The sequence below is a fragment of the Lentilactobacillus parafarraginis DSM 18390 = JCM 14109 genome (genome assembly GCF_001435895.1).
Taxonomy (GTDB): domain Bacteria; phylum Bacillota; class Bacilli; order Lactobacillales; family Lactobacillaceae; genus Lentilactobacillus; species Lentilactobacillus parafarraginis.
This window is the reverse complement of the sequence record NZ_AZFZ01000005.1, coordinates 65,920-86,841: the sequence shown is the minus strand read 5'-3', so window position 1 is coordinate 86,841 and position 20,922 is coordinate 65,920. Positions and strand designations below refer to the sequence as shown.

Below are 20,922 nucleotides of genomic sequence, written 5' to 3'. Positions count from 1 at the left end.
GTTGTCGACGGTTCGAGCCCGCCTGCCGGAGATTGATTATAAATGCTAACCCTGGTTAGCATTTTTCAATAATCTTTCGCCGGCTTAGCTCAGCTGGTAGAGCATCGGTATCGTAAACCGAGGGTCACAGGTTCAACTCCTGCAGTCGGCAGTTTTATGCAAATTAGAAGAAATATTAAAATTAGGAATGCTGTTAAATAGGCATTCCTAATTTTTTTAATTTATAAAAACGTACTAGAAAGTATTAAAATATAAATAATAACGGGCAAATAACGGTCAAACGGGCAGAAGAAGTTTAACCTGATACAGAGTAAAATAACAAAATAAAAACGGAACCTTATTAAAGGTTCCGCTTGATTGGTATAGTTTCATCATGAGAGGAAAGGTTATCTAACTCTTCACGAATCTGTTGATCGTTTTTTGCTTTATATTCATCCATTAAATAGGAATAAATCTTTGTTGTTGTGGATACGTCAGCATGGCCTAAACGCTTAGAAATGATGTAAATGTCAATTCCTCGAGATAGTAGGTAAGCTACATGTGAGTGTCGTAAAGAATGAAAGTGAAAGCCCTGTTTTTGAATTCCTAAGTCTTTTAGTATAGAACGCAACTTTTTATTAACGGCAGAGGATGATGGAATGGATTTATATTGATTAACAAAAATTAGTTCTCCATTATTGTGATCCTTCAAGACCTTTAATGATTTCAGCAATTCGTCATTAACTGCAATGATTCGATTTGAACCAGCCGTCTTGGTATCTTTGAATCCACCGCCTTCGGATGAATTCCAAGATTTAGTAATGCTAATCGTTTTAAAATTAAAATTAACGTCATTCCAAGTTAATGCCTGAATTTCCCCCAAGCGAGCACCAGTTAAAACGGCCGTCAGGATCATAAAGGTGGAGGTAAAGTGATAGTTTAAGTGATTCTCCAAATAAGCGATGAGACGCTTAATCTCAGCCACGTTGAGGTATTCCACATGCTTATCACGTGACTTGTCATAAATAAGACTGACTCGCTGGGTGAAATCTTTATGAATCAGATCGTCAAGGATGGCATTTTGAACGGTTGCTCTAATTAGTGAATTGACTTTATAAACAGTATCTTTTGCATGAGAATGGCCATAGAAGTTAATAAATGCTTGATATTGTGGTCGGTCAATACTTTTTAAAGTAACATCACCGAAATAATTATGCAATACTCGACTAGTTATTTTATAGCGATTCTTAGTCTGATTTTCAATCTTAGGCTCTTTGTACGTGTGATAAAAATAGTCAAAATAGTCAGCAAACTTAGGATCTTTAGGAACGAGATCCAAACCATTGTGGATATCGATTTCTAATTGACTCGCAAATAGTTTTGCAGCTGATTTAGTTCTAAAGCCGCTCTTTGTTTTCTCGTGTTCCTGACCATTGGCATCATAATAGTAGTATCTTACTTGGTATCCATGACCATGTTTACGTATTGATGGCATTATTACCCTCCTTTGGATAATATACTAACACATAGTGGGGAATCTACTTAATAGAGCGATCATTTATTAATTATCATGGCATATAGATTACAAAAAAATGTTAAAGCCTTTACAACTCCTGTTTTCTTTTGCATTCAACCTTGATTATGTTATACTATTTACAGCAAGTTAGTTGAGGCATGTGTTTGCATGCCTAGGTAGCTTGAAAAAACAATTTTTTTGGGAGGAAATTACACATGAAAAAGTCATTGAAAAAGACTCTTTTTGCTGGTGTAGCTGCATTATCATTTGTAGCTGTTGCCGGTGTATCTAGCACAAATGCTAGTGCAAAATCATATGCCAAAGTTACATCAAACAAAGCTTTGACATCAGACGCTACTACTCGTAACGTTACATTTACTGGTACTAACGCTCTTTATACCAAGGCTGGTACTTTGAAGGGTGCTAAGGTTGTTGCTACTACAACTACTGCTAAGAAATTAGCTGCTTCAAATCAAGGACAAGACAACTTACGTGCTTATCGTGTTGCTACTACAAACCGTGGTTCAGTTTACTACAAAGTTGTATCATTCGATAAGCAATATCGTGGCTGGGTTTATGGTGGTAAGAGTGCTTCAACATTTGCTGGTGGTGTAGCTTCATATGCTACTACTAAGGATGCATCTGTTCCATCAACTCTTTCAACCACTGGCTATTACAAGTTAGCTAAAGCCGGTACTGCAAATGACGGTACTGCAACTACTTATAAAGCACCAAGTTATACTCAATACAAAGTTGGTCGTACTGTAACTGATGGTACTCCATATGCTAACGATCTTTTACAAGTAACTAAGGCTGCTACACGTACACGTGAAGGAGATACTTGGGTATATGTAAACGATGTTACTAATGCTAAGTTCAGTGGTTGGGTTCTTGCTTCTGCTTTGAAGTCAACTTCCGATGTTCCAGCTTCTGAAGGTGTTACTGTAAACTACGTTGATAAAGCAACTGGTAAGACTGTTGGTACCCATGTCTTCCCAATTGTAGCCACAGGTAGTAACGTCACAAAATTGTCTGACGGTAATTATGTTTACAACCTTGCCGCTTCTAAAGATGCAAATGGTCAGTACAGTGTAATTAATAATGCACCAGCAGGATATGGACCAGCTGCAAATGATTCAAGTGTTTGGAGCACAGAACCTACAGCAGCTACAAAGGGTTCAAGCTATATTTACTATGTAACTAAAAATGCAGATGCATCAGTTAACTTTAACTTTTACACTTATGACAACACTGGTTATCAACCTTTAAACATCAATACAGATATCAAAACTCCAGAAAACGCTAGTTCATTGTTTGGCAAGGCAGTTACTGCTTTGACCGGTACTAAGGGATTACCTGTAACCGGTGCTCAAGTTGAGGCTGCGCTTAAAGCTCAAGGTTTAGGTACCATTACAACTAAGGATGGAACTACTTATACTTTAAAGACACCTTCTGATACAACTTATGGCTCACATGTTGCTGTTGTATATAGTAAGTAGTTATCTTAGTTTTAGAAATTTATTCCTTTAGTTTTGTACATTGGGAATTGAATCATATTTAATTAAGATTTCAAGGATTTCATTATGATGCATTGAGATGAAATTCACGGGCATCACCGAGAGGTGGTGCTTTTTTATTTGCATGCAAAAAGATTGATACCTTACAGTACCAACCTGAAAAAGTTTACTGTGTATAATTATTGTTTGCTGCAAAGCTTGTGTATTAGCCCTTTTATTCAAAATCTAGCTCAACAACTGACTCTTCCAACTGATCAAGCATTTCGTTAACTGAAATAAAGTGTCGCCATTTATTAGGATCATGTTGAGCAAGTCCTTTAAAATTGCTACTGATTTTATCGTGGATGTTTACTAGAAATTTGTAATACATATTAGCTGCTTCACGATCGATTCTTTCCTGTGGCCAACGTTTATCCAGAGAACGTTGGTTATTTTTTTCGGTCAAATATTGACTATTTAGGACTCGAACCTAAGCAAACCACCTGGTTAGTCGAAACATATGTTCTTTTAAAACTTTAAATGAAGCCCCCACATTTGGGAGCTCATAAAATCACTTTACCGATTACATTAACTTCATCACAATCAAACACCATGTCATCGTATGCCTTGTTAATTGATTTTAAGGTAACGGTATTGTCCTCATTTACATAAAACTTTTTACAAGTAACACCAACATCACGAATGTGGACGATCGCAATTTCACCATTCTCAACCTCTGGCTGGTAGTGGATAAAAACTTGACTACCCTTTTTTAAGAGCGGTTCCATTGAATCACCATCCACAGTAATTAATTCATCTGCACCGGCAGGAACTTTTTCACCAGCAATAAGTTTGTGGATTAATTGGGTATCTTGATCCTCACCGTTAATAGGAGACCCGGCAGCAGTTGAACGCCCAGCAGGAATTTCAATCATAGGTTTGTGATCAAACATTGAAGATATTTTTTCATTATTCTGTTCGTCTAATTGATCACTGGCATAATTGTAAACTTTTTCTTGGCGTGAAGGGTGGAGCTGAAGCATTATTTTATTGGTATCACTAACGACTGAACTTTCTAACTTGACAATGTCTTCTGGTTTGATTCCCAATCCATCACATATTTTTATTATATTTTCCATTTTAGCATTCATAATGCCGCGATCCAGAATAGATCGGATAGTTGTATAAGCCATGCCTATAGAATCGGCAAAAGCTTTAACGTTACCAGATTTTATTTCTATTAAATCTTTTAAATAATCTTCCTTGTTCATGCTTGCTTCCTCCTTTAACATGTTTTATTATATCATGCGAAAAATCGTATGTAAATGAACGAATTTAAAGAAATACGAATTTTGGTATTGACTAAATACGAAAATTCGTATATTATAAAAATGTGCTCATGAAGAGCCATTATTTTTTAAACTAACATACGAAAATTCGTATTAGGAAGGAGTCATATTATGTTAAATAATTTAGAAGAAATTCGAAAGAAGAAAAATGTAACTTTAGTTGATATGGCAGATCTTTTGAATGTTCGTTACCAGACTATCGCTGACAAAATTAATGGAACGTCATCATTCAAATTCAGTGAAGCTTTAAAAATTCAAGAAAGCTTTTTTCCTGAATATGAACTCAAGTTTTTATTTACTCCGGATTCGTCCACACAGCCAGCATAGAAAGGAGATGAGTTAAATGAAAATCGAAAATTGGAACGATCATGAGATTCGTTTTGTGGAAGTAGAAGGTGAGTGGTGGGCAGTACTATCAGATATTGCGCAAGCATTGTCTCTGGATACTCGAAAACTGAATCAACGTCTTGATGATGACGTACTTTCAAAGTACCCCATCTTAGATTCCTTGAATCGAAAGCAGTTGACTTCTGTAGTTAGTGAATTTGGTATTTACGATGCAATCTTTTCGAGCCGTAAGCCAGAGGCCAAATCATTTAAACGATGGGTCTTCAACGTCATTAAGCAATTACGTGAATCCGCTGGAATCGAGGGCTTCGAAGTATTTCGCATGATGGACAAACAACACCAGAAGGATGCCATGAAACGATTGAGAGACGGCTTGAAACGGCCAGTAAGAGTTAACTTTATCAAAGCTAACACTGTGGCCAATAAAGCAGTTTCAACAAAATATGGCTATCCAAAGATGATAAAGAAAGGAGAAATGACGCCAGCAATGTTAGTTGATCGGGAAACTGTTTTAGACGACACCGTGAAGCTGATGGAAGTTAATGATCGCTATAACCTGGGGTTGTCTGTAAGTAAGGCGATTTATGCAAGTTTAGCGAAGGCACAGCCAGCATAGAGAAGAGGTGAATAAAGTGAACCAAGACGCAGAAAAAACACCCCGAGCCATTTGTGGTAGCAAGGAGTGCAATAAGGAAAAAATCGTGCCAATGACAAAAGAATCGCGTAAAAGAGCATTTAATCTTTTATCAAAAATTCTTTCAGAGCTATACGAACCAAATTGTTAGTTCGTTCATTCTCATACTGCTGAATAAATTTAAACATTTTGTTCGTCCAGTCGTCGTTGGGATTGCCATTTTTGACATCTTCACGTATCCGCTCAATGTTCTCTTCATCATCAAACATGTCGTCAAACTTGTTTAAAAATTCAGCGTATTTTTCATCAAATTCATCGTTTGTCACAATTTTCACCTCAATCAATTGGAATAACTCAAGTATACAACTAAAGGAAGTGACAAAATGTCTCAAGTCATTAGTGCTAAAGTATCAATTCAAATTCCTGATAATTTTGAATTGATAAATAAGGAAGATTACCAAAAGTTAAAACGGGAATCAACCTTTGGACGGACTTGGAATTTAAACGATCTTCGTAAATGGTGTGGGAACAAATCACCACAATGGTTAAAAGAAAATTTCTTGGAAAATCCAAAATATTCAAGAGAAATACAAACAATGATTGATCGCGGAGAGTTGATTCATCGTGGAAGTAAAGGTAGTCCGTGGCTATTTAAAGCTACCAGAATGCAACAGTTTTTGGAAGATCATTGGAATGAATTTAACTGGTAAGGAGGTATAAAAATGGTTCTAATTTTACCACAGTGGTTAGACTATGTAATTTTTAGTGCGATTGGTTTTTGGGTTGGGACTGAGTATATGAAGTATAAAGCGAATCCAAAAACCTTTTGGAAGGGGTGGTTTGATTAATGGAATCTTTGGAAGTACTAATTTTATTATTTTTGGTAGCCTTGGTCATTGAATACTTTATACCAACTGGGCGTCACTAAAAAATAGAAAGGAATCATATCGATGAATAAATTGCAAAAGTATTCGACATCTGAATTAATAGGTGAATTAAGAAAAAGAAAGGAAGCCCAACTGTTCCATGGTGGCCTTTATGCCAATACTGAAATACGAGGCAAATATGGCCAAGAAAATATGAAGCTTCCAAATGATTACTGGATTTTATTAATTAGCGACTTTTCTCCGCTAGATAATAGTTGAAGACGTTTTTAACAATTTCTAATTTGGAATCTGAAAAACCAATTGACTTAAGATATTCTTTTAAATGTTTCCAATCTAAATTTCCCTTAGGAAACGATCTATCAGATCTTATTTCTCTTGCTACATCACCAACTGGTAAGCTAACGTCTTTAAAGCGCATTAACCAATTGTAAAAATCCATAAAAATTCACCACCTTAATTATATGCACTAAATAGCCCACTGCCGCAAATGGGTGGACTATAACTACTAATATTATAACACCTGGAGGGTCATCAGAATGAAAACATTAACAATACAGAACCGTATCAAACGTTTGAATATGATTATTGGACGCACACCCGTGGAAAACGATCATAGCTTGTTGGCATATTTCTTTATCCTAGATAAAGAAAAACAACGACTATCTGAATATATTTTACATCACGAGGTGGAATAATGACTAAATTTTGGAAAGCAGTTGGTGTAATGGATTCCCAAATATTAGAAACTGGTGTCTCTCGTGCCGACGTTATGCGAAAGCTCAGCATAAAGTATCCGACTTACGTCGTAACTGGGACCGACAAGGATTTTATGAAGAAGCGGAAAGAACGAGTCCCAATTTATCCCGAACCAATTAGATTAATCTGTGGCAGAATCACAAAATCTAAAAGAAAAGAAATTGCAGAAATGAAGAATTCAATTGATCAACGACACTATTTACATTAAAAGATGGAGGTAAATATAAATGGCAAATGAATTATCCCTACCAGAATACACGATTGACTATCAGCTACCTGTGATTACAATTAATAATTTTGATCAATTAAAAACAGCTGTAGAAGCATATGCCAATAAATATCAAGGAATGGCAGTAACAGCTTCCACAGAAAAAGAATCAAAGTCTAGCCGGGCAGAGCTTCGGAAATTGAAGCAAGCTCTTGATGATAAACGTAAGGAAATTAGAAAAAAATATGCTGAACCATATCAACGGTTTGCAGCTCAAATTAAAGACTTAGAAGCCACTTTAGATTCATCGATTAACCCAATTGACGCTGGGCTAAAAGAATTGGAAGAGCAGCAGCGTCAGCTTCGTTTGAAGCATGTTAATGCTCTGATTGCTGAAATGGCACCTAATTATCATGTTGAACCAAGCGAAATTGATATTGATCCTACTTGGTTAAATAAAACCACCACTAAAAAGAAAGTAACCGAAGGCATTGCTGACGTGATGGGTTATGTCAAAAAGAAGCACGATGATTTGGAAGCAGGCATTAAAACCATTACTAAATATGCTCAAGCTTATCACATTGATCCAGCTGGTTGGATTGATCAATTAAAGCAAGGCCAGGATGTTAATTATTTAATTACAGCAATTGATCATCAGGTCAATCTAAATCAACAAAAACAGCAGACTCTGGAAGCGCAAGCAGCGGAAGCACAAACACATCAAGTTCAGCAGAAAGGTAAAACGATTGATACCAACACTGGCGAAGTTGTTTCCCATTCAGTGTCTTTAAAAATAACGGCAACAATTCCACAAATGAAACTGTTGAGGGCTTTCATGGATAGTAACCAAATTCGTTATCAAAGAGTAGGTGCTTAATCATGAAGACGATTGAAGCTAAAGATTTGCAGCGAACCTTGAATTGGCGAGTCATTCTATATGCTAAACCCGGAACTGGGAAAACAACTTGTGTTAAATATTTACCTGGTAAAACTAGAATTTTTGATTTGGATAACTCCGCTAAAGTATTAGCTGGCATTAGCAACGTTACAGTCGATGAAATGGATCGAACTCACCCCGAAGAAGACATGAAGCAGTATCTTGAACAGGCATCAGAATTGATTGTTGGTTACGACAATTTAGTTATTGATAATGTGTCAAGCTTTGAAAAAGATTGGTTTGTGGAAAAGGGTAAGGGTAGCCATAATGGCATCTCAAATGAATTGCAGGATTATTCACAGTGGACTAATTATTTTTCGAGAGTAATGACTGCTATCTACGCGTTGCCAGTTAATGTATTAACTACAGCTTGGGAGACGCAACGCCAGATTACCACTGAAAATGGTCAACAATTTAATCAATATGCACCCGAAATTCGTCAAAGCGTGATGGACGGAATGTTGGGATTATGTGATGTGGTTGGTCGGTTGATTATTAATCCGAAGACTAACGGTCGTGGCGTTATGCTGCAAGGAAATGACTCGATTTATGCCAAAAATCGTTTGGACAATCGAACCATGTGTGCTGCTAAGGACTTATTTATGTTTGGCGGTGAATAGTATTGCCATTTAAATTATTTGATTATCAACAACGATTAGTAGACGAAACCCGTCAAAAGCTTGCTGAAGGCAATCATGGTGTTTTAATTGTTTCACCACCAGGAAGTGGTAAGTCAGTTATTATTGCAGAAATTGCCAGATTAACAGTTGCTAAAGGTGGACAAGTCATGTTTTTCGTCCACAGACAGGAACTCGTGAATCAAATAACCCAATCTTTTCAGAAACAAGATGTTGATTTGATGAATTGCACAATCATGACAGTGGGCAAAGTTGCTAATCGATTAGATCACTTGCCTAAACCAAACTTAATTATTTGCGATGAATCGCAACATAGTCGGGCAAAAACATATTTAAAAATTTTTAAATACTATTCGGATGTTCCTAGGCTTGGATTCTCAGGCAGTCCGTGGCGAATGAACGGAGCAGGGTTTGACGATATTTATTCTGCTATGGTCAAAGGCCCCACGGTTAAGTGGTTAATTGAACACAAAAAACTAAGCCCATATAAATACTACAGTGTGACATTGTTTAATGACGAAAAGCTAAAGAAATCAAGCACTGGCGATTATACCAATCAATCTGTTAGTGATTCAGCAAAGCCCACTCTGTATGGCGATATTGTTAAAACTTGGATGGATAAAGCATTTGGACAGCGAACCATTGTTTATGCTCATGATACTCAACATAGCAAACAAATTGCGGCTGAATTTAGAAAAGCGGGTATCAGTGCAAAACATTGTGATTCTAAAACTCCTAGTGACGAAAGAAAACGTATTATGAGTGATTTTAGAAAGGGAAAGATCACTGTTCTATGTAACTTTGGATTGGTTGATGAAGGATATGACGTCAAAGAGTGTACGTGTTGTGTAATCGCACGGCCAACTGAAAGCTTGGTATTTGATATTCAAGCAACAATGCGTTGTATGCGATATTTGCCAAATAAAATGGCCACTATCATTGATCATGCAGCTAACTATACCCGTTTTGGTCTGCCTGATACTCCACGACAATGGAGCCTTGAAGGACGACCTAAGAAAAAACGAAGCAATAATACAACGTCAACGCCGATTAAAACATGCCCCCATTGTTGGGCAGTAATTCCCGCCCAGTGCCATGTTTGCCCACAATGCGGGAAAGAAATTCAAGTTGAAACCGAACAAATGGATGTGGATGCCACTAAACAACTTGAAAAAGTTGGTGAGTTCAAATTAACTACCGACTACACAACTGTTAAGCTCGGCAAGATGAAACCGGAAAATGCCCAGAATATGAGCGAATTATATCAGATTGCAAAAGCCCGTGGATATAAGCCCGGTTGGGCCTATATGCAGGGTAAGCGATTGGGACTTTTAAACAAAAAATAAGGAGATAACAAACTATGGCTTTTATTACAACAGACTACTCAAACAATGAACACCAAACTTACGGGGCACTGCCAACAGGTACCTATGAAATGGTAATCAAATCAGCACAGGAAAAGGCAACACCGAGTGGTGCCGAATCCTTACAACTGGATTTAGTCGTTCGTAACGATTTGAACGGGGTGAAGGCATTGGCAAACACAAACGCCAAATACCAAAACCGCCATGTATTTATGGATAACTGGAAGCGTAAAAAAACGAACCAATACGATACCAAGAGTTTTCAATACATTTTGGAAGCTGTGGGCATCCCCGAAGGCCAACCGATTAATTCAATCGAAGATTTTACCAAAGCGATTGCCAACCGCCCGGCAAAAGTATATGTCAAAAAAGGCGTTGATGATTACAACGGTGAAAAGAAAGATGTTAACCAAGTAGCCCCGTGGAATTTTGAAAAGTCTGATTTTCCTAAAGTGGCACATGTATGGAAAGATCAAAAAAATGGCAATAATCCATTCGCTGAAAATAGTGAACCACAGAATAATGCACCGGCGGCCAATAATGATCCATTCGCCAATTCCGGTGATTCGATTGATATTTCTGATGATGATTTACCATTCTAAATTCGGGGGTATTAAAAATTGAGATATGAAAACATACCAAACGAGTTGCGGGCCTTGAAACAATGGGGGCTTTTCAAAAAGATTTGGAAGCCGGAACGCAACAAGTACACGAAAATTCCCCACAATGCAATCGATGGTGGCGCTGGGCGCACAAATGATCCAAATAGTTGGACTGATTACCAAACGGCGTTAAGAGCATTGAAAACGTACGATATGGATGGGTTGGCATTCTATTTTGCGAATGGTTATGTCGGCTTGGATATTGACCACATCGCCGATGAACTGGATCGATTCAAAGCTGGTGATTATCAACAAAATACCGTTCGTGATGTATTAACCATGACAAAATCATATGTTGAAATTAGTTTATCCGGTACCGGGATTCATGCTATTTTTAAAGGCAAAATTCCTGGTGATCGACGTCGCAAAGGCAACGTTGAAATGTATGAGTCCGGACGATTCTTCGCGTTAACTGGTAATACGGTTGGCAGATATGCGGATCACATCAATGCCCCGGATCCGCAAGTAATTAAACTGATGTACACCAAATTCTTGGGTAAAGATAACGTGGTTAAATTGCCCAACCACACGCCAATCCGTAAGAATGATTTATCCATTGATGAAATTGTTAGACGAGCCGAATTAAGTAAGACCGGCAAACGGTTCAAGATGTTTATGAAGGGCGGTTGGGATGGTTTCTATACATCCCAGAGTGAAGCGGATATGGCATTTGCCAACGATTTAGCGTTTTGGACGGGACGAGATTTTAACAAAATGGATGAGATATTCAGAAAATCCAGTTTGATGCGGCCAAAATATGACGAGAAACACGGCAAAACCACGTATGGAATTGGATTGCTGAACAAAGCCATTAACGAAACCCAGGAAACTTTTAACCCACAGCGAGAACCGTTAAACAAGTACATTATCAATTTTGGCAAAACCAAAAAGGCTAAGAAAATTCCCCCTCGTTCGTGGGATGATACCGGAAATGCTGATCGATTCATGGATGTGTTCGGCAAGCTGGTTAAATATTCCTATATTGATAAATCTTGGTATTTCTATAACGGCAGTTATTGGGAAATGGATAACGAAGGCAAAGTAGCCCAATTCGTTGATATGACGGTTAACAACATGAAAAATGAAAAGTTGGTGGTTGCCGCTGATGTCGATCCTGAAAAAGCTAAAAACGCCTGGCGTACTTTTCTAAGAAAAAGCCGTTCAAACAGTGCCAAGCGGGCCATGTTAAACGAGGTGCAACATCGAGTGCCGGTATTACATGGCGAGTTTGATAAGGATATTACATTGCTAAATGCTGCCAACGGCTACATTGATTTAACCAACGGCATTCTGAAAAACCACGATATTGATAAAATGTTTTCCCAGCAAGCTAGTGTGGAATACACCGATAATATCGACTGCCCCGAATGGACGGAGTTTTTAAATCAGATATTTGATGGTGACAAAGAATTAATTCACTACATTCAAAAAGCTGTGGGTTATTCATCCACAGGCAGCATTAAAGAACAGGTGATGTTTATTCTTTACGGTAATGGTCGCAATGGTAAAAGTATTTTTACTGATATGATTTCGGATATTCTCGGAACCTATGCTAAATCGATGCAGGCTAAATCCATTATGGTGAAGCAGAATGATTCCGGTGCTAATTCCGATATTGCCCGGCTGGAAAATGCCCGGTTAGTTACATCAAGTGAACCAAATGAGGGTGTGAGATTGGATGAAGGATTAGTTAAGCAGTTGACCGGTGGTGATAAAGTAACTGCCCGGTTCCTTTACGGAAAAGAGTTTGAGTTTAAACCACAGTTCAAATTGTGGTTGGCTACCAACCACAAGCCAATTATTCGGGGTACCGATGATGGTATTTGGCGGCGATTAATGTTGATTCCATTTAAAGTTCAAATTCCAGTTGAAAAGGTTGATAAGGATTTGAAGTACAAACTGCAACGTGAATCTGTGGGCATTCTTAACTGGATTGTTGAGGGAGCACTAATGTGGCAACACGAAGGATTAAACCCACCAATTAGCGTTACCCGTGCCAGTCGGCAATACCGTGAAGAGATGGATGTTGTGAGTTTGTTTGTGGATGATTGTTGTGATCGGGGTGATGAATATCGTGCCCCAGCCGGTGAACTATTCAAAAAGTATCAATCCTGGTCGAAAGAAAATTCTGAATACTCAATGAGCAAACAGAAATTCGGACGTGAAATGAAACAGAAGTTTGAGATGAAACATTCCAGAGTTGGGAACGTTTATCAAGGAATAAAGCTGAAAGTTAGTCCAAATATGAATTGGATTAAGTGATGTGAAGGATGTGTGAAGGATAAGTGAAGGATAAATTAAACTCGAAATCCCTTGTCGCCCTAAGTATTATTACTCTTTTTACCCTATGTGAAGGATGAATCATCAAAAGTATATATATAAAAAGTAAGAAAGACTATATATAGTAAACACTTTATTTTGGTTTATCCTTCACACGTAAAAAATAATGGCTAATCCATTACTGGCACAAGGATTACAGCGATTTGTTTATCCTTCACATTATCTTTCACATCCTTCACAACCTGTGGGAGTGATAAAAATCAAATCAGAACATCAGATTCAAAACGAGATTTTAATGGCGTTATCAAGTCATGACTGCACCGTGTGTCGGAGCAATGCAGGTAAGGTTATTACCAAAGATAATCGGATTATTGCTTTGTTCCCGAAAGGTTGGCCGGATATTACCGGTTTTGAACATCATAGTGGAAAAATGATTTTGATTGAAGTTAAAAATGAACGAGGCAAGTTACGTGAAGATCAGAAGCGGTTTGCCAAATTTATTAAGCAATATCCAGTGTTATATGGTGTTTGTCGTTCTGTAGATGACGCGTTAAAAATAATTGGAGGTAAATAAAAATGACAGTAAAGATTGTTGATAAGGAATTGTTCAATATGTACCAAAGCACAATGGCAGAAAGTATTTCTGATTGGAAGAGAATAGCTAAATTCGCCAAATTCATTGATAAATATGCCAATGATGAGACTATTTCTAACCGCGATGATTTAGCTAACGTTGTGGATGCAATCTTGAATCATGAAAAGGTTGAATTATCCGTTCCTAAATATCGTTTAAAAATGAATGGCATGGTTGGTAGTAATGGGCAACAGTATGTATCTCGACGAGTAGATGATCGTGGTGGGTATTTCATCTGTGGAGTACGTAACCCACACGTTGATCGAGGCGAAATCACACAACAATTTACACGGGATGAAGCTGAATTTCTGAAGGATTTATTAAATAACTCAAGTATCCAAAGTGTGGAGGAGTGACGATAGTAACCAGATATGTAAAACCGTGATAAGATTAATCCCACATGAAATGAATATATTACAGATTGGATGGATTAAAAATGAATGAACTAGTTAAACGAGTAATTGAATTAGAAAGTCAATACAATGGTTCAATGAATAATGTGCCAGCAAATAAGTTGTCTAGTTTGCAAGCTTATGCTAATCAAATAGCCCCAGAAAAAATGGTCAAAAGTACTCGGAATGCTGTTAGAAGTAAGCAGTATCAACGTTATTTCTTGATGAAGTTAACTCAATTGGTTATTAATGGCAATGATATTAAAAATATTCAGAAGCAATTAAATGCTGATGAGGTAATTAATATGCACGGAGAACGGATGATGAGTAAATCTGCTGTACTAAAAGCTATGAAATATCATCATTTGGTGTAACAGTTACTTCAAAATTATTGGTGGTGATCCTTTGAAAGATGAAGTGTTAGTTAATTCAATTACTAATTGTCGAAATTTTAGAAATGGGGTTAATCGAATTCATTATGCGATTTATTGTTCAACCAATGATGCGTTTAACTTACTATTACAGCAGACGCTAAAACGAGTTCATTACTGGGAGTGCAAAGACAAAGTTAATTTAATCGCAGCTTTTACTGATAAGAGCAATCCTGAATTTAAAAATAAGCAATGGGCAATTACCTATGCTGCTAAAGATGTGGTTGAAGATTATTATGGTCACAAGACGTTATTGGTAGAGAATTTTGATAAATCTGATGAACTTGGACAATTGGTGCCTATAAATTGTAAAAGTTCAGTGTCGGTTGAGAATTCATTGGTGAATAAGGTTATTTCATTATTCCCGACGGATAAAACCAAACTGTTTGTAAAAAGCCTGCTTAAATATGGAAAAATAGCTACAATGGATATTTTTTCAATGACTGATAAAAAGTTTGAACATGCATTGTATGATCGTATAGCTTACGTTAAATCAAATGCACAAATGTTTACTGAACAGTTAAGTGTCTTCGATCATCAGGATACGTTAGATAAGCTAAAGGTATTAGGTGATTTTGAATATTGCCTTAATAAATACGCCGATCCAATGACATTAAACAGCGAAGTTCACACCTTATTTATCAGCAATAGCGAATTGTTCAATGATATATTCGATTACGCAACTAAAGTATATGGAATGAAATACCAAGGCATTGTTTGGAAATCGTTTGGTTTAATTAATGATCATCAATTGAAACTGGATGAATACAAATTAATTGATTCAATCATTGATTTACAGCAGGAATTAAGTAAACAGTTCGTACCGAAAGAAGGACAGGTGAGCTTATATGAAGCTACATATCTGTCATGAGGTTGGCTGTCAAGCATTGATACCAATGGGGCAAAGGTATTGCAGTGAGCACGTTACACAGCACCAGAAGCCCAACCATGCAGTCAGTTCTGCACGAAACCGAGAGTACAATATGTACTATCGTGATCAAACAGCGAATCAGTTTTATCACTCAAAGGAATGGAAAAAGATTCGGCAATTTGTTGCTGCACGAGATTATTATTTAGATGCAGTCACTGGCTTGCCAGTCTCAAACGATAAGATTATTGTTGACCACATTGTGCCTAGACGTGTACTATCTGTTGATAAATGGTTAGACATGGATAACTTATGGTGCTTGTCACCGACTACGCATAATACGAAAACCAAGATTGAACAATCACTCAATCAAAACCAACTCAAACACTGCAGCAAACGTTGGTGGATTAAAGTATTATCTGAACGCACGAAATAAACATCCCTGATGTAGGAAACTCCTGCCAGCTTGGATGGTAATAATTTCAGGGGTGGGTACCGTTTCTTGGATGGTGGGGATCTTCATCAACAAAATTAAAAAAAGATGTCTTTGTGAAACGACAAAGTGTTTTTCAGGTGGTATCATGTAGGTAATCGGAATAAATATTTCTGATGAGGTTTACTTATTAAAAACAATTTTTTCAACCTCCTTTGGGTGATATAGATATAAAGAAAAAATTGTTTAAAGCTTACTGTTTGAATCTTACAAAAAATATACAATTTAGGTGAATGTTTAAACACCCCCGGGGTGGTGAAAGCCTAGGGGAGCGCACGCCCAGCAGTAGCGCACGTTAAAAGTTGTAAATTCAAAACTTTTTTATGGGCTTACTATAACTGGGTGCACGCAATTTCACAAATTGCTTATATGAATAACCCTACTATAATGACTATGTATATTTCCCTCCTAAAAGTTAATATAATTAGACGTTTTTTCACGATTGTAGGGTGTATACGTTCGAACAGTGTGTTTAATGATTTTTTTGTGATTCATTAGTCTAAATGAATCAGATTGAAAGAGTCCCTATTGGGGGCTCTTTTTTATTGCTTGGAGGTGAACTAAAAAATGCCAAAACAAATGAAACTAACTACAGACAAGCATGCTCGCAAGGATCAGCGAGTTAGAACTCAAAAACTAATAACGGAAACTTCTGGAATGGATTTGATTCAAAAGAGTTGTCCAAAATATCTGTCAAGTTATGCGCGAGCAATGTGGACGAAACTTGTACCAATTTTGCAAGCATCAGGATATGTTAAACAGGCCGACAAGGGAACAATTGAAGCGTTTTGTATTAACTATCAATTATTGCGGAAAGGCTATGACTCAATTAAAACAGATGGTGTTGTCACCAAAGTTTCTAAAACTGTGGTCAATCAACGAACTGGAGAAACATATGAAGACAACGCAGGCTGGAAACGTAATCCGGCATCACAAATTATTGATTCTGCTACGGCAAAATTAAACAGCTTAGCACACGAATTAGGCTTAACACCATCTGCACGAGCCTCATTACTGCAACTCTCAGATGACAACGATGAGGAACCCAATATTAAAGAGATGTTAAATGGGGGAAGTGAGTTTTAGTGGTACAGGAATTTGATTTTACTCAAAGAAATACTAACTTGGATAAAATCTTTCAGCAGCTTGATGGGAAAGGCTACTTTGATGAAATCAAAAGCAAATACCGTGATCCGGCCACTGTTTATTGTTACCGGGTATTAACTGGTCAACAGTTAGCCTGCAAAACAATTAAACTAGCAGCGTTTAGACATTTGAATGATTTAAAACGATCTACGGAGGATAAGTTTCCGTATTACTATGATTTGGATAAATGCCGAAATATCTGTAACTTCGCACGCATGTGCCCTGATGTTTCTCAAAACAAGCCGATACCACTGATGATTTGGCAACAAGCAATCTTGTGCCTTTCTCAGGGATGGCGAACAAAGGAAGACAAGCAGAAGCGATTTGAGCGATGTATGGTTTCAGTGGCTCGGACTAATGGTAAGTCATATTTATTGAATATCTTGATCCTTTACGCTTACTTGGTCGAGGCTAGTGACCAGTTTAACGCCGATTTATGTTACTTGGCGCCGGTTGATAAGCAGTCTAAGAAGTCTTGGCGTTACATTAAACAGACTTTTAACAGCTTACAAGAAATGCCTGGATTTCGTAAATTAATCAAGGATCAGAATATTGCGATTAATGATGATGTTTTGAAATCCACGAAGACTCAAAACCAGATATTACGAATGACAGCTGGTAGTGCACAATTAGATGCCTTTCATTTCCTCTTTGCTACTGTGGATGAATACGGGGATGAAAACTTTAATTCAGATGTGATTTCTAAGGTCACTTCTGGACAAGTTCAAACCAGTAACCGACAAACATTTTTTATCAGTACGGCATACAGTAACCCTAAAGTCCCGATGTATAGTGATGTTAGACGACTCACTAAGGTGATGGAAAAAGATTCTAACCGAACGGAAGATTCAACGTTGGCATTAATTTGGCAGCAGGATGACCAAGATGAAGTTGAGAACCCCGAAACATGGGTGAAAAGTAATCCATTACTAGATTTACCGGCTAAGCATGATACCCTACTGAAAGGGTTAATTAGTGAACGTGATTCTAAGCTGGAAGACGGTACGTTAAATGATTTCATTAACCGTAACCTCAATATGTGGTTGCAGACGGCTAAAGATAAATATTTGAAACTAGATGATATTCAAAAGTCAGTTGTTTCTGATTTCGAAATTGATAATCAAGATTGCTATGTGGGTTTTGATTTATCACATGCTTCAGATGATACGGCTTATAGTTTTGTTTTCCCACATTTGAATGGCGAACAAAAGAAATATTTCATCTTGCAGCATTCATTTGTTCCGTTAGCCCGAGCAGATAATTCCATTATTGTGAAAGAAAAACAAGATGGAATTAATTACTCAAACGCAGAAAAGTTAGGCTTTTGTGATATTTCGCAAAATTCTTATGGCTTAATTGATGAAGATTTTGTTGGACGCTGGTTCCTGGATTTTGTTAACGATCATCATTTGAAAGTTAAGGCCTTCATTTATGATCCTTATCAGGCTAGTGCAATTACTGATTGGTTGGATAATAATATGCCAGAAGTGCCTTTTATTACTTTAAAGCAAGGGACGGTTAGTTTGAGCTCGCCCACAGTATTTTTGAGAAATCAGTTTATTGCGGGAAATATTGAGATGCTGGCTGATCCGATTTTGCAGACCTGCTTGGCTAACGCTGTAACAGTGGCTAATCCATATGGTATTAAAATTGATCGAACGGCGTTGACTTCGAAAATTGATTGTGCCGATGCCACTATCGATGCCATGTCTCAAGCCCTTTTTTATTTTGAAAATCCTAATCATGGCCTTAAAGAAGATAAAAAGAATCCATTTAATGGAATGAGTAATGAGGAGGTCAACGAATTCTTTACCAGTGATCATTTTAGTTTTTAATATTTTCAACACTTGTTGGGTGATATATGTAGTGAATAAATTATTAGGGAGGCAGATTAGTTGAATCTGAAACAACTATGGACAGGTTTAATCACTAACCTGTCTTTTATATTATTTTTATTTGGGTTAATTGCATTTGTGGTTGCCGCAAGCCTTATTAATTTTATTGTAGGTTGGGTAGTGGCCGGGATTGCTTTAATCGTTTTAGCCTATGTCATTTCGTGAAAGGAGGCGTTGAATGCTGAACCCCTTTAAAAATTTTATGTCAAAACAAACACAAACAATTAGTACCACCGGGTATTCACCATTTATGTTAAATGGTACATTGTTATCCACTAACACTGTGGATGCAGACGGAGCACTGCAAAATAGTGATATTTATGCGGTGATTAATCGAATTGCAGGTGATGTGGCCAGCTGTGAATTTAAAACAGACCAATATAGCAACATGCTAAATCAGCCCAGCACATTATTGAGTGCTTATAATTTTTGGCAAGCAGTTAGTGCTCAAATGATGTTAACTGGCAACGCCTTTGTTCTAATTCAGCGAAATGGCAATGGAAGTCCAGCAGGGTTGACCTTAATCCCGTTTTACCAGGTCAGCATTACTTTAGATAATCAACAAAATGTTCTTTATTACACAGTTAATTACGGTGATGACCGAGGGCAGGTGACATATTTAGCTGCCGACGTTTTACATTTCCGATTGTTTGTTTCCGGACAAGTTGCCACTGAATTGGTTGGTAGCAGTCCGCTAAACAGTTTAGCTAAAGAAATTAACATCCAGAACTATAGTAATCAATTGTCACTGAGCAGTTTAAAGAATGCAATTGCGCCTAGTTATACGATTACGGTTCCGGCGGCCAAATTGGAACCGGAAGCTAAAGAAAATATTAGAAAATCGTTTGAGAATCAGAATTCTGGTTCGAATGCTGGTCGACCAATTGTTTTGGATCAATCTGCTCAGCTTGATTCCTTACAGATTAATCCGGATATAGCTAAATTATTAAATAATGCCACGTTTAGTCAGACCCAGATTGCCAAGGCTTTTTGTGTTCCAGATAGTTATTTAAATGGTCAAGGTGACGAACAATCATCAATTGAGATGATTCGTTCTTTGTATCAAAATAGTTTGAGCCTATATATTCGGCCAATTGAATCAGAATTGTCTTTAAAGTTGGGAATCGACATTAAAATGGATATTAATTCGGCTATTGATGTTGATCATCAGCAATTAATTAGTAATATTACTAAATTAAGTACTGGTCAGTCACCAGCATTAACGCCACAACAAGCACAAACAATTCTGAAACAAGCGGGAGTTTTTCCTGATTTGAAAGTTTCAGCAGTGGAAGGAGGTGATGATAATGACAACAGTACCAATTAAAGGTGTTGTATCTAGTGATGATGATGCTGAAGTATATGAATTCTTTGGCTATTCAACAGTTACTCCTTCCGCAGTTAAAGATGCGTTAAGCACTGCAAATGGTCAAAATATTGTTGCCGAAATTAATTCACCGGGTGGCGATGTGTTTGCCGGTTCTGAGATATATACCGCACTTAAGAATTATACCGGTAATGTGGAAGTTGACATTGTTGGATTAGCAGCGAGTGCGGCCAGTGTCATTGCAATGGCTGGTGATACGATTAAAATTTCGCCAACGGCTCAATTAATGATTCATCGGGCTTCCACTGTATCTCAAGGGAATGCAGATGATTTATCCAGCGATTTACAAGGCTTGAACTCGACTGATCAATCAATTGCAAATGTTTATGTGCAACGAACAGGACTGGATCCGCAAACAGTCATGCAAATGATGGCCAAGGAAACTTATATCAATGCAAAAGATGCCGTTGAGCAAGGATTTGCAGACGAAATGATGTTTGACGATCAACCAGCCAAAGTTACTAATATGCTCTCGCCGGTTATGTTGAGTAATCAGGCAATTAGTAAAATTAAATCATTGTTAACCAAAGTAAAAGAAAAGCCTAAAGAAACTAATAGCCAAACTAGTGACCAATTACGATCACATAAGTTGGCTATTTTATTTAAGAAAGAAGGAAATTAA

28 protein-coding genes and 1 tRNA gene are annotated in these 20,922 nt (G+C 37.4%); 24 read left to right on the top strand and 5 right to left on the bottom strand.

Annotated features, from left to right (window positions below):
- The first annotated feature begins 78 nt into the window (after positions 1–78).
- Positions 79–151 (top strand) — tRNA-Thr (locus tag FD47_RS02460).
- A 189-nt stretch (positions 152–340) separates the two neighbouring features.
- Here the strand turns inward: FD47_RS02460 and FD47_RS02455 are convergent.
- Positions 341–1,474 (bottom strand): site-specific integrase, encoded by a 1,134-nt coding sequence (locus FD47_RS02455; protein ID WP_054732707.1) that lies wholly within the window; start codon positions 1,472–1,474, stop codon positions 341–343.
- Between the two features lie 236 nt (positions 1,475–1,710).
- Between FD47_RS02455 and FD47_RS15705 the strand changes: the two genes are divergently transcribed.
- Positions 1,711–2,994 carry an S-layer protein gene (locus FD47_RS15705; protein WP_175576983.1) on the top strand — a complete coding sequence of 428 codons (1,284 nt, stop codon included), beginning with the start codon at positions 1,711–1,713 and terminating at the stop codon, positions 2,992–2,994.
- Between the two features lie 232 nt (positions 2,995–3,226).
- Here the strand turns inward: FD47_RS15705 and FD47_RS02445 are convergent, their stop codons facing one another.
- Together FD47_RS02445 and FD47_RS02440 are read right to left on the bottom strand one after the other, a co-directional pair.
- Entirely contained in the window at positions 3,227–3,457 is a 231-nt protein-coding gene (locus FD47_RS02445; protein WP_225352720.1) for a hypothetical protein, read from the bottom strand.
- A gap of 97 nt (positions 3,458–3,554) precedes the next feature.
- On the bottom strand, positions 3,555–4,262 hold the full coding sequence (locus FD47_RS02440; protein ID WP_156319438.1) for a LexA family transcriptional regulator: 708 nt from the start codon (positions 4,260–4,262) through the stop codon (positions 3,555–3,557).
- Positions 4,263–4,451: 189 nt separating this feature from the next.
- Here FD47_RS02440 and FD47_RS02435 point away from each other — a divergent pair, with 189 nt between their 5' ends.
- Positions 4,452–4,667, top strand: a complete 216-nt coding sequence (locus tag FD47_RS02435; protein ID WP_003636363.1) for a helix-turn-helix transcriptional regulator — start codon at positions 4,452–4,454, stop codon at positions 4,665–4,667.
- Between the two features lie 16 nt (positions 4,668–4,683).
- A complete protein-coding gene (locus FD47_RS02430) occupies positions 4,684–5,304 on the top strand; it encodes a BRO-N domain-containing protein (RefSeq protein WP_054732702.1) in 621 nt (206 codons plus the stop codon).
- A 119-nt stretch (positions 5,305–5,423) separates the two neighbouring features.
- Here FD47_RS02430 and FD47_RS02425 read toward each other — a convergent pair whose 3' ends face one another.
- Positions 5,424–5,648 carry a hypothetical protein gene (locus FD47_RS02425; protein ID WP_054732718.1) on the bottom strand — a complete coding sequence of 75 codons (225 nt, stop codon included), beginning with the start codon at positions 5,646–5,648 and terminating at the stop codon, positions 5,424–5,426.
- A 57-nt stretch (positions 5,649–5,705) separates the two neighbouring features.
- Between FD47_RS02425 and FD47_RS02420 the strand changes: the two genes are divergently transcribed.
- From FD47_RS02420 to FD47_RS14960, 3 genes are all read left to right on the top strand, one after another.
- Positions 5,706–6,032 carry a DUF771 domain-containing protein gene (locus tag FD47_RS02420; RefSeq protein WP_054732699.1) on the top strand — a complete coding sequence of 109 codons (327 nt, stop codon included), beginning with the start codon at positions 5,706–5,708 and terminating at the stop codon, positions 6,030–6,032.
- Between the two features lie 12 nt (positions 6,033–6,044).
- Positions 6,045–6,170 (top strand): hypothetical protein, encoded by a 126-nt coding sequence (locus FD47_RS16060; RefSeq protein WP_263849841.1) that lies wholly within the window; start codon positions 6,045–6,047, stop codon positions 6,168–6,170.
- A 102-nt stretch (positions 6,171–6,272) separates the two neighbouring features.
- The gene (locus tag FD47_RS14960; protein WP_082402580.1) at positions 6,273–6,467 is read left to right on the top strand and encodes a hypothetical protein; all 195 of its coding nucleotides are present in this window, start codon (positions 6,273–6,275) and stop codon (positions 6,465–6,467) included.
- Here FD47_RS14960 and FD47_RS02415 read toward each other — a convergent pair.
- The gene (locus FD47_RS02415; protein WP_225352724.1) at positions 6,436–6,627 is read right to left on the bottom strand and encodes a YozE family protein; all 192 of its coding nucleotides are present in this window, start codon (positions 6,625–6,627) and stop codon (positions 6,436–6,438) included. The two genes, FD47_RS14960 and FD47_RS02415, sit on opposite strands and share 32 nt — an antisense overlap.
- A gap of 118 nt (positions 6,628–6,745) precedes the next feature.
- Between FD47_RS02415 and FD47_RS15630 the strand changes: the two genes are divergently transcribed.
- The 17 genes from FD47_RS15630 to FD47_RS02340 all read left to right on the top strand — a co-directional run bounded on the left by FD47_RS15630 (position 6,746) and on the right by FD47_RS02340 (position 20,922).
- Positions 6,746–6,904: a hypothetical protein gene (locus FD47_RS15630; RefSeq protein ID WP_169790555.1), complete on the top strand. Its 159-nt coding sequence runs from the start codon at positions 6,746–6,748 to the stop codon at positions 6,902–6,904.
- A complete protein-coding gene (locus FD47_RS02410) occupies positions 6,904–7,173 on the top strand; it encodes a hypothetical protein (protein WP_054732696.1) in 270 nt (89 codons plus the stop codon). The genes FD47_RS15630 and FD47_RS02410 overlap by 1 nt, the downstream gene beginning before the upstream one ends.
- Before the next feature lie 19 nt (positions 7,174–7,192).
- Positions 7,193–8,050: a DUF1351 domain-containing protein gene (locus FD47_RS02405; protein WP_054732694.1), complete on the top strand. Its 858-nt coding sequence runs from the start codon at positions 7,193–7,195 to the stop codon at positions 8,048–8,050.
- Between the two features lie 2 nt (positions 8,051–8,052).
- Entirely contained in the window at positions 8,053–8,730 is a 678-nt protein-coding gene (locus tag FD47_RS02400) for an AAA family ATPase (RefSeq protein ID WP_035180831.1), read from the top strand.
- A 2-nt stretch (positions 8,731–8,732) separates the two neighbouring features.
- On the top strand, positions 8,733–10,094 hold the full coding sequence (locus FD47_RS02395; protein ID WP_056980003.1) for a DEAD/DEAH box helicase: 1,362 nt from the start codon (positions 8,733–8,735) through the stop codon (positions 10,092–10,094).
- 14 nt (positions 10,095–10,108) lie between these two features.
- Complete coding sequence (locus tag FD47_RS02390) at positions 10,109–10,714, top strand: DUF669 domain-containing protein (protein ID WP_035180829.1); 606 nt, start codon at positions 10,109–10,111, stop codon at positions 10,712–10,714.
- Positions 10,715–10,732: 18 nt separating this feature from the next.
- Positions 10,733–13,036, top strand: a complete 2,304-nt coding sequence (locus tag FD47_RS02385) for a phage/plasmid primase, P4 family (protein ID WP_056980002.1) — start codon at positions 10,733–10,735, stop codon at positions 13,034–13,036.
- Between the two features lie 277 nt (positions 13,037–13,313).
- On the top strand, positions 13,314–13,628 hold the full coding sequence (locus tag FD47_RS02380) for a VRR-NUC domain-containing protein (RefSeq protein WP_035180849.1): 315 nt from the start codon (positions 13,314–13,316) through the stop codon (positions 13,626–13,628).
- Between the two features lie 2 nt (positions 13,629–13,630).
- Positions 13,631–14,044 (top strand): hypothetical protein, encoded by a 414-nt coding sequence (locus FD47_RS02375; RefSeq protein ID WP_035180828.1) that lies wholly within the window; start codon positions 13,631–13,633, stop codon positions 14,042–14,044.
- 80 nt (positions 14,045–14,124) lie between these two features.
- Positions 14,125–14,454 carry a hypothetical protein gene (locus tag FD47_RS02370; RefSeq protein ID WP_003636386.1) on the top strand — a complete coding sequence of 110 codons (330 nt, stop codon included), beginning with the start codon at positions 14,125–14,127 and terminating at the stop codon, positions 14,452–14,454.
- A 31-nt stretch (positions 14,455–14,485) separates the two neighbouring features.
- Positions 14,486–15,382 carry a hypothetical protein gene (locus tag FD47_RS02365; protein WP_054732691.1) on the top strand — a complete coding sequence of 299 codons (897 nt, stop codon included), beginning with the start codon at positions 14,486–14,488 and terminating at the stop codon, positions 15,380–15,382.
- Positions 15,383–15,494: 112 nt separating this feature from the next.
- Positions 15,495–15,815: an HNH endonuclease gene (locus FD47_RS02360; RefSeq protein WP_225352719.1), complete on the top strand. Its 321-nt coding sequence runs from the start codon at positions 15,495–15,497 to the stop codon at positions 15,813–15,815.
- A 624-nt stretch (positions 15,816–16,439) separates the two neighbouring features.
- The gene (locus FD47_RS02355) at positions 16,440–16,958 is read left to right on the top strand and encodes a phage terminase small subunit P27 family (RefSeq protein WP_003636406.1); all 519 of its coding nucleotides are present in this window, start codon (positions 16,440–16,442) and stop codon (positions 16,956–16,958) included.
- Entirely contained in the window at positions 16,958–18,853 is a 1,896-nt protein-coding gene (locus FD47_RS02350; protein WP_056980001.1) for a terminase large subunit, read from the top strand. The genes FD47_RS02355 and FD47_RS02350 overlap by 1 nt, the downstream gene beginning before the upstream one ends.
- Positions 18,854–18,913: 60 nt before the next feature.
- Positions 18,914–19,078 carry a hypothetical protein gene (locus tag FD47_RS15625; protein ID WP_008214368.1) on the top strand — a complete coding sequence of 55 codons (165 nt, stop codon included), beginning with the start codon at positions 18,914–18,916 and terminating at the stop codon, positions 19,076–19,078.
- A gap of 13 nt (positions 19,079–19,091) precedes the next feature.
- A complete protein-coding gene (locus FD47_RS02345) occupies positions 19,092–20,240 on the top strand; it encodes a phage portal protein (protein ID WP_035180824.1) in 1,149 nt (382 codons plus the stop codon).
- Positions 20,221–20,922, top strand: coding sequence for a head maturation protease, ClpP-related (locus FD47_RS02340; protein WP_035180823.1), 702 nt, complete (start codon positions 20,221–20,223; stop codon positions 20,920–20,922). The genes FD47_RS02345 and FD47_RS02340 overlap by 20 nt, the downstream gene beginning before the upstream one ends.

Excerpts from the sequence above, each read along its gene's own strand:
- FD47_RS02455 (WP_054732707.1), bottom strand. The coding sequence starts at position 1,474 with ATGCCATCAATACGTAAACATGGTCATGGATACCAAGTAAGATACTAC.
- FD47_RS15705 (WP_175576983.1), top strand. The coding sequence starts at position 1,711 with ATGAAAAAGTCATTGAAAAAGACTCTTTTTGCTGGTGTAGCTGCATTA.
- FD47_RS02440 (WP_156319438.1), bottom strand. The coding sequence starts at position 4,262 with ATGAACAAGGAAGATTATTTAAAAGATTTAATAGAAATAAAATCTGGT.
- FD47_RS02435 (WP_003636363.1), top strand. The coding sequence starts at position 4,452 with ATGTTAAATAATTTAGAAGAAATTCGAAAGAAGAAAAATGTAACTTTA.
- FD47_RS02430 (WP_054732702.1), top strand. The coding sequence starts at position 4,684 with ATGAAAATCGAAAATTGGAACGATCATGAGATTCGTTTTGTGGAAGTA.
- FD47_RS02420 (WP_054732699.1), top strand. The coding sequence starts at position 5,706 with ATGTCTCAAGTCATTAGTGCTAAAGTATCAATTCAAATTCCTGATAAT.
- FD47_RS16060 (WP_263849841.1), top strand. The coding sequence starts at position 6,045 with ATGGTTCTAATTTTACCACAGTGGTTAGACTATGTAATTTTTAGTGCG.
- FD47_RS14960 (WP_082402580.1), top strand. The coding sequence starts at position 6,273 with ATGAATAAATTGCAAAAGTATTCGACATCTGAATTAATAGGTGAATTA.
- FD47_RS02415 (WP_225352724.1), bottom strand. The coding sequence starts at position 6,627 with ATGCGCTTTAAAGACGTTAGCTTACCAGTTGGTGATGTAGCAAGAGAA.
- FD47_RS15630 (WP_169790555.1), top strand. The coding sequence starts at position 6,746 with ATGAAAACATTAACAATACAGAACCGTATCAAACGTTTGAATATGATT.
- FD47_RS02410 (WP_054732696.1), top strand. The coding sequence starts at position 6,904 with ATGACTAAATTTTGGAAAGCAGTTGGTGTAATGGATTCCCAAATATTA.
- FD47_RS02405 (WP_054732694.1), top strand. The coding sequence starts at position 7,193 with ATGGCAAATGAATTATCCCTACCAGAATACACGATTGACTATCAGCTA.
- FD47_RS02400 (WP_035180831.1), top strand. The coding sequence starts at position 8,053 with ATGAAGACGATTGAAGCTAAAGATTTGCAGCGAACCTTGAATTGGCGA.
- FD47_RS02390 (WP_035180829.1), top strand. The coding sequence starts at position 10,109 with ATGGCTTTTATTACAACAGACTACTCAAACAATGAACACCAAACTTAC.
- FD47_RS02375 (WP_035180828.1), top strand. The coding sequence starts at position 13,631 with ATGACAGTAAAGATTGTTGATAAGGAATTGTTCAATATGTACCAAAGC.
- FD47_RS02370 (WP_003636386.1), top strand. The coding sequence starts at position 14,125 with ATGAATGAACTAGTTAAACGAGTAATTGAATTAGAAAGTCAATACAAT.
- FD47_RS02360 (WP_225352719.1), top strand. The coding sequence starts at position 15,495 with ATGTACTATCGTGATCAAACAGCGAATCAGTTTTATCACTCAAAGGAA.
- FD47_RS02355 (WP_003636406.1), top strand. The coding sequence starts at position 16,440 with ATGCCAAAACAAATGAAACTAACTACAGACAAGCATGCTCGCAAGGAT.
- FD47_RS02345 (WP_035180824.1), top strand. The coding sequence starts at position 19,092 with ATGCTGAACCCCTTTAAAAATTTTATGTCAAAACAAACACAAACAATT.
- FD47_RS02340 (WP_035180823.1), top strand. The coding sequence starts at position 20,221 with ATGACAACAGTACCAATTAAAGGTGTTGTATCTAGTGATGATGATGCT.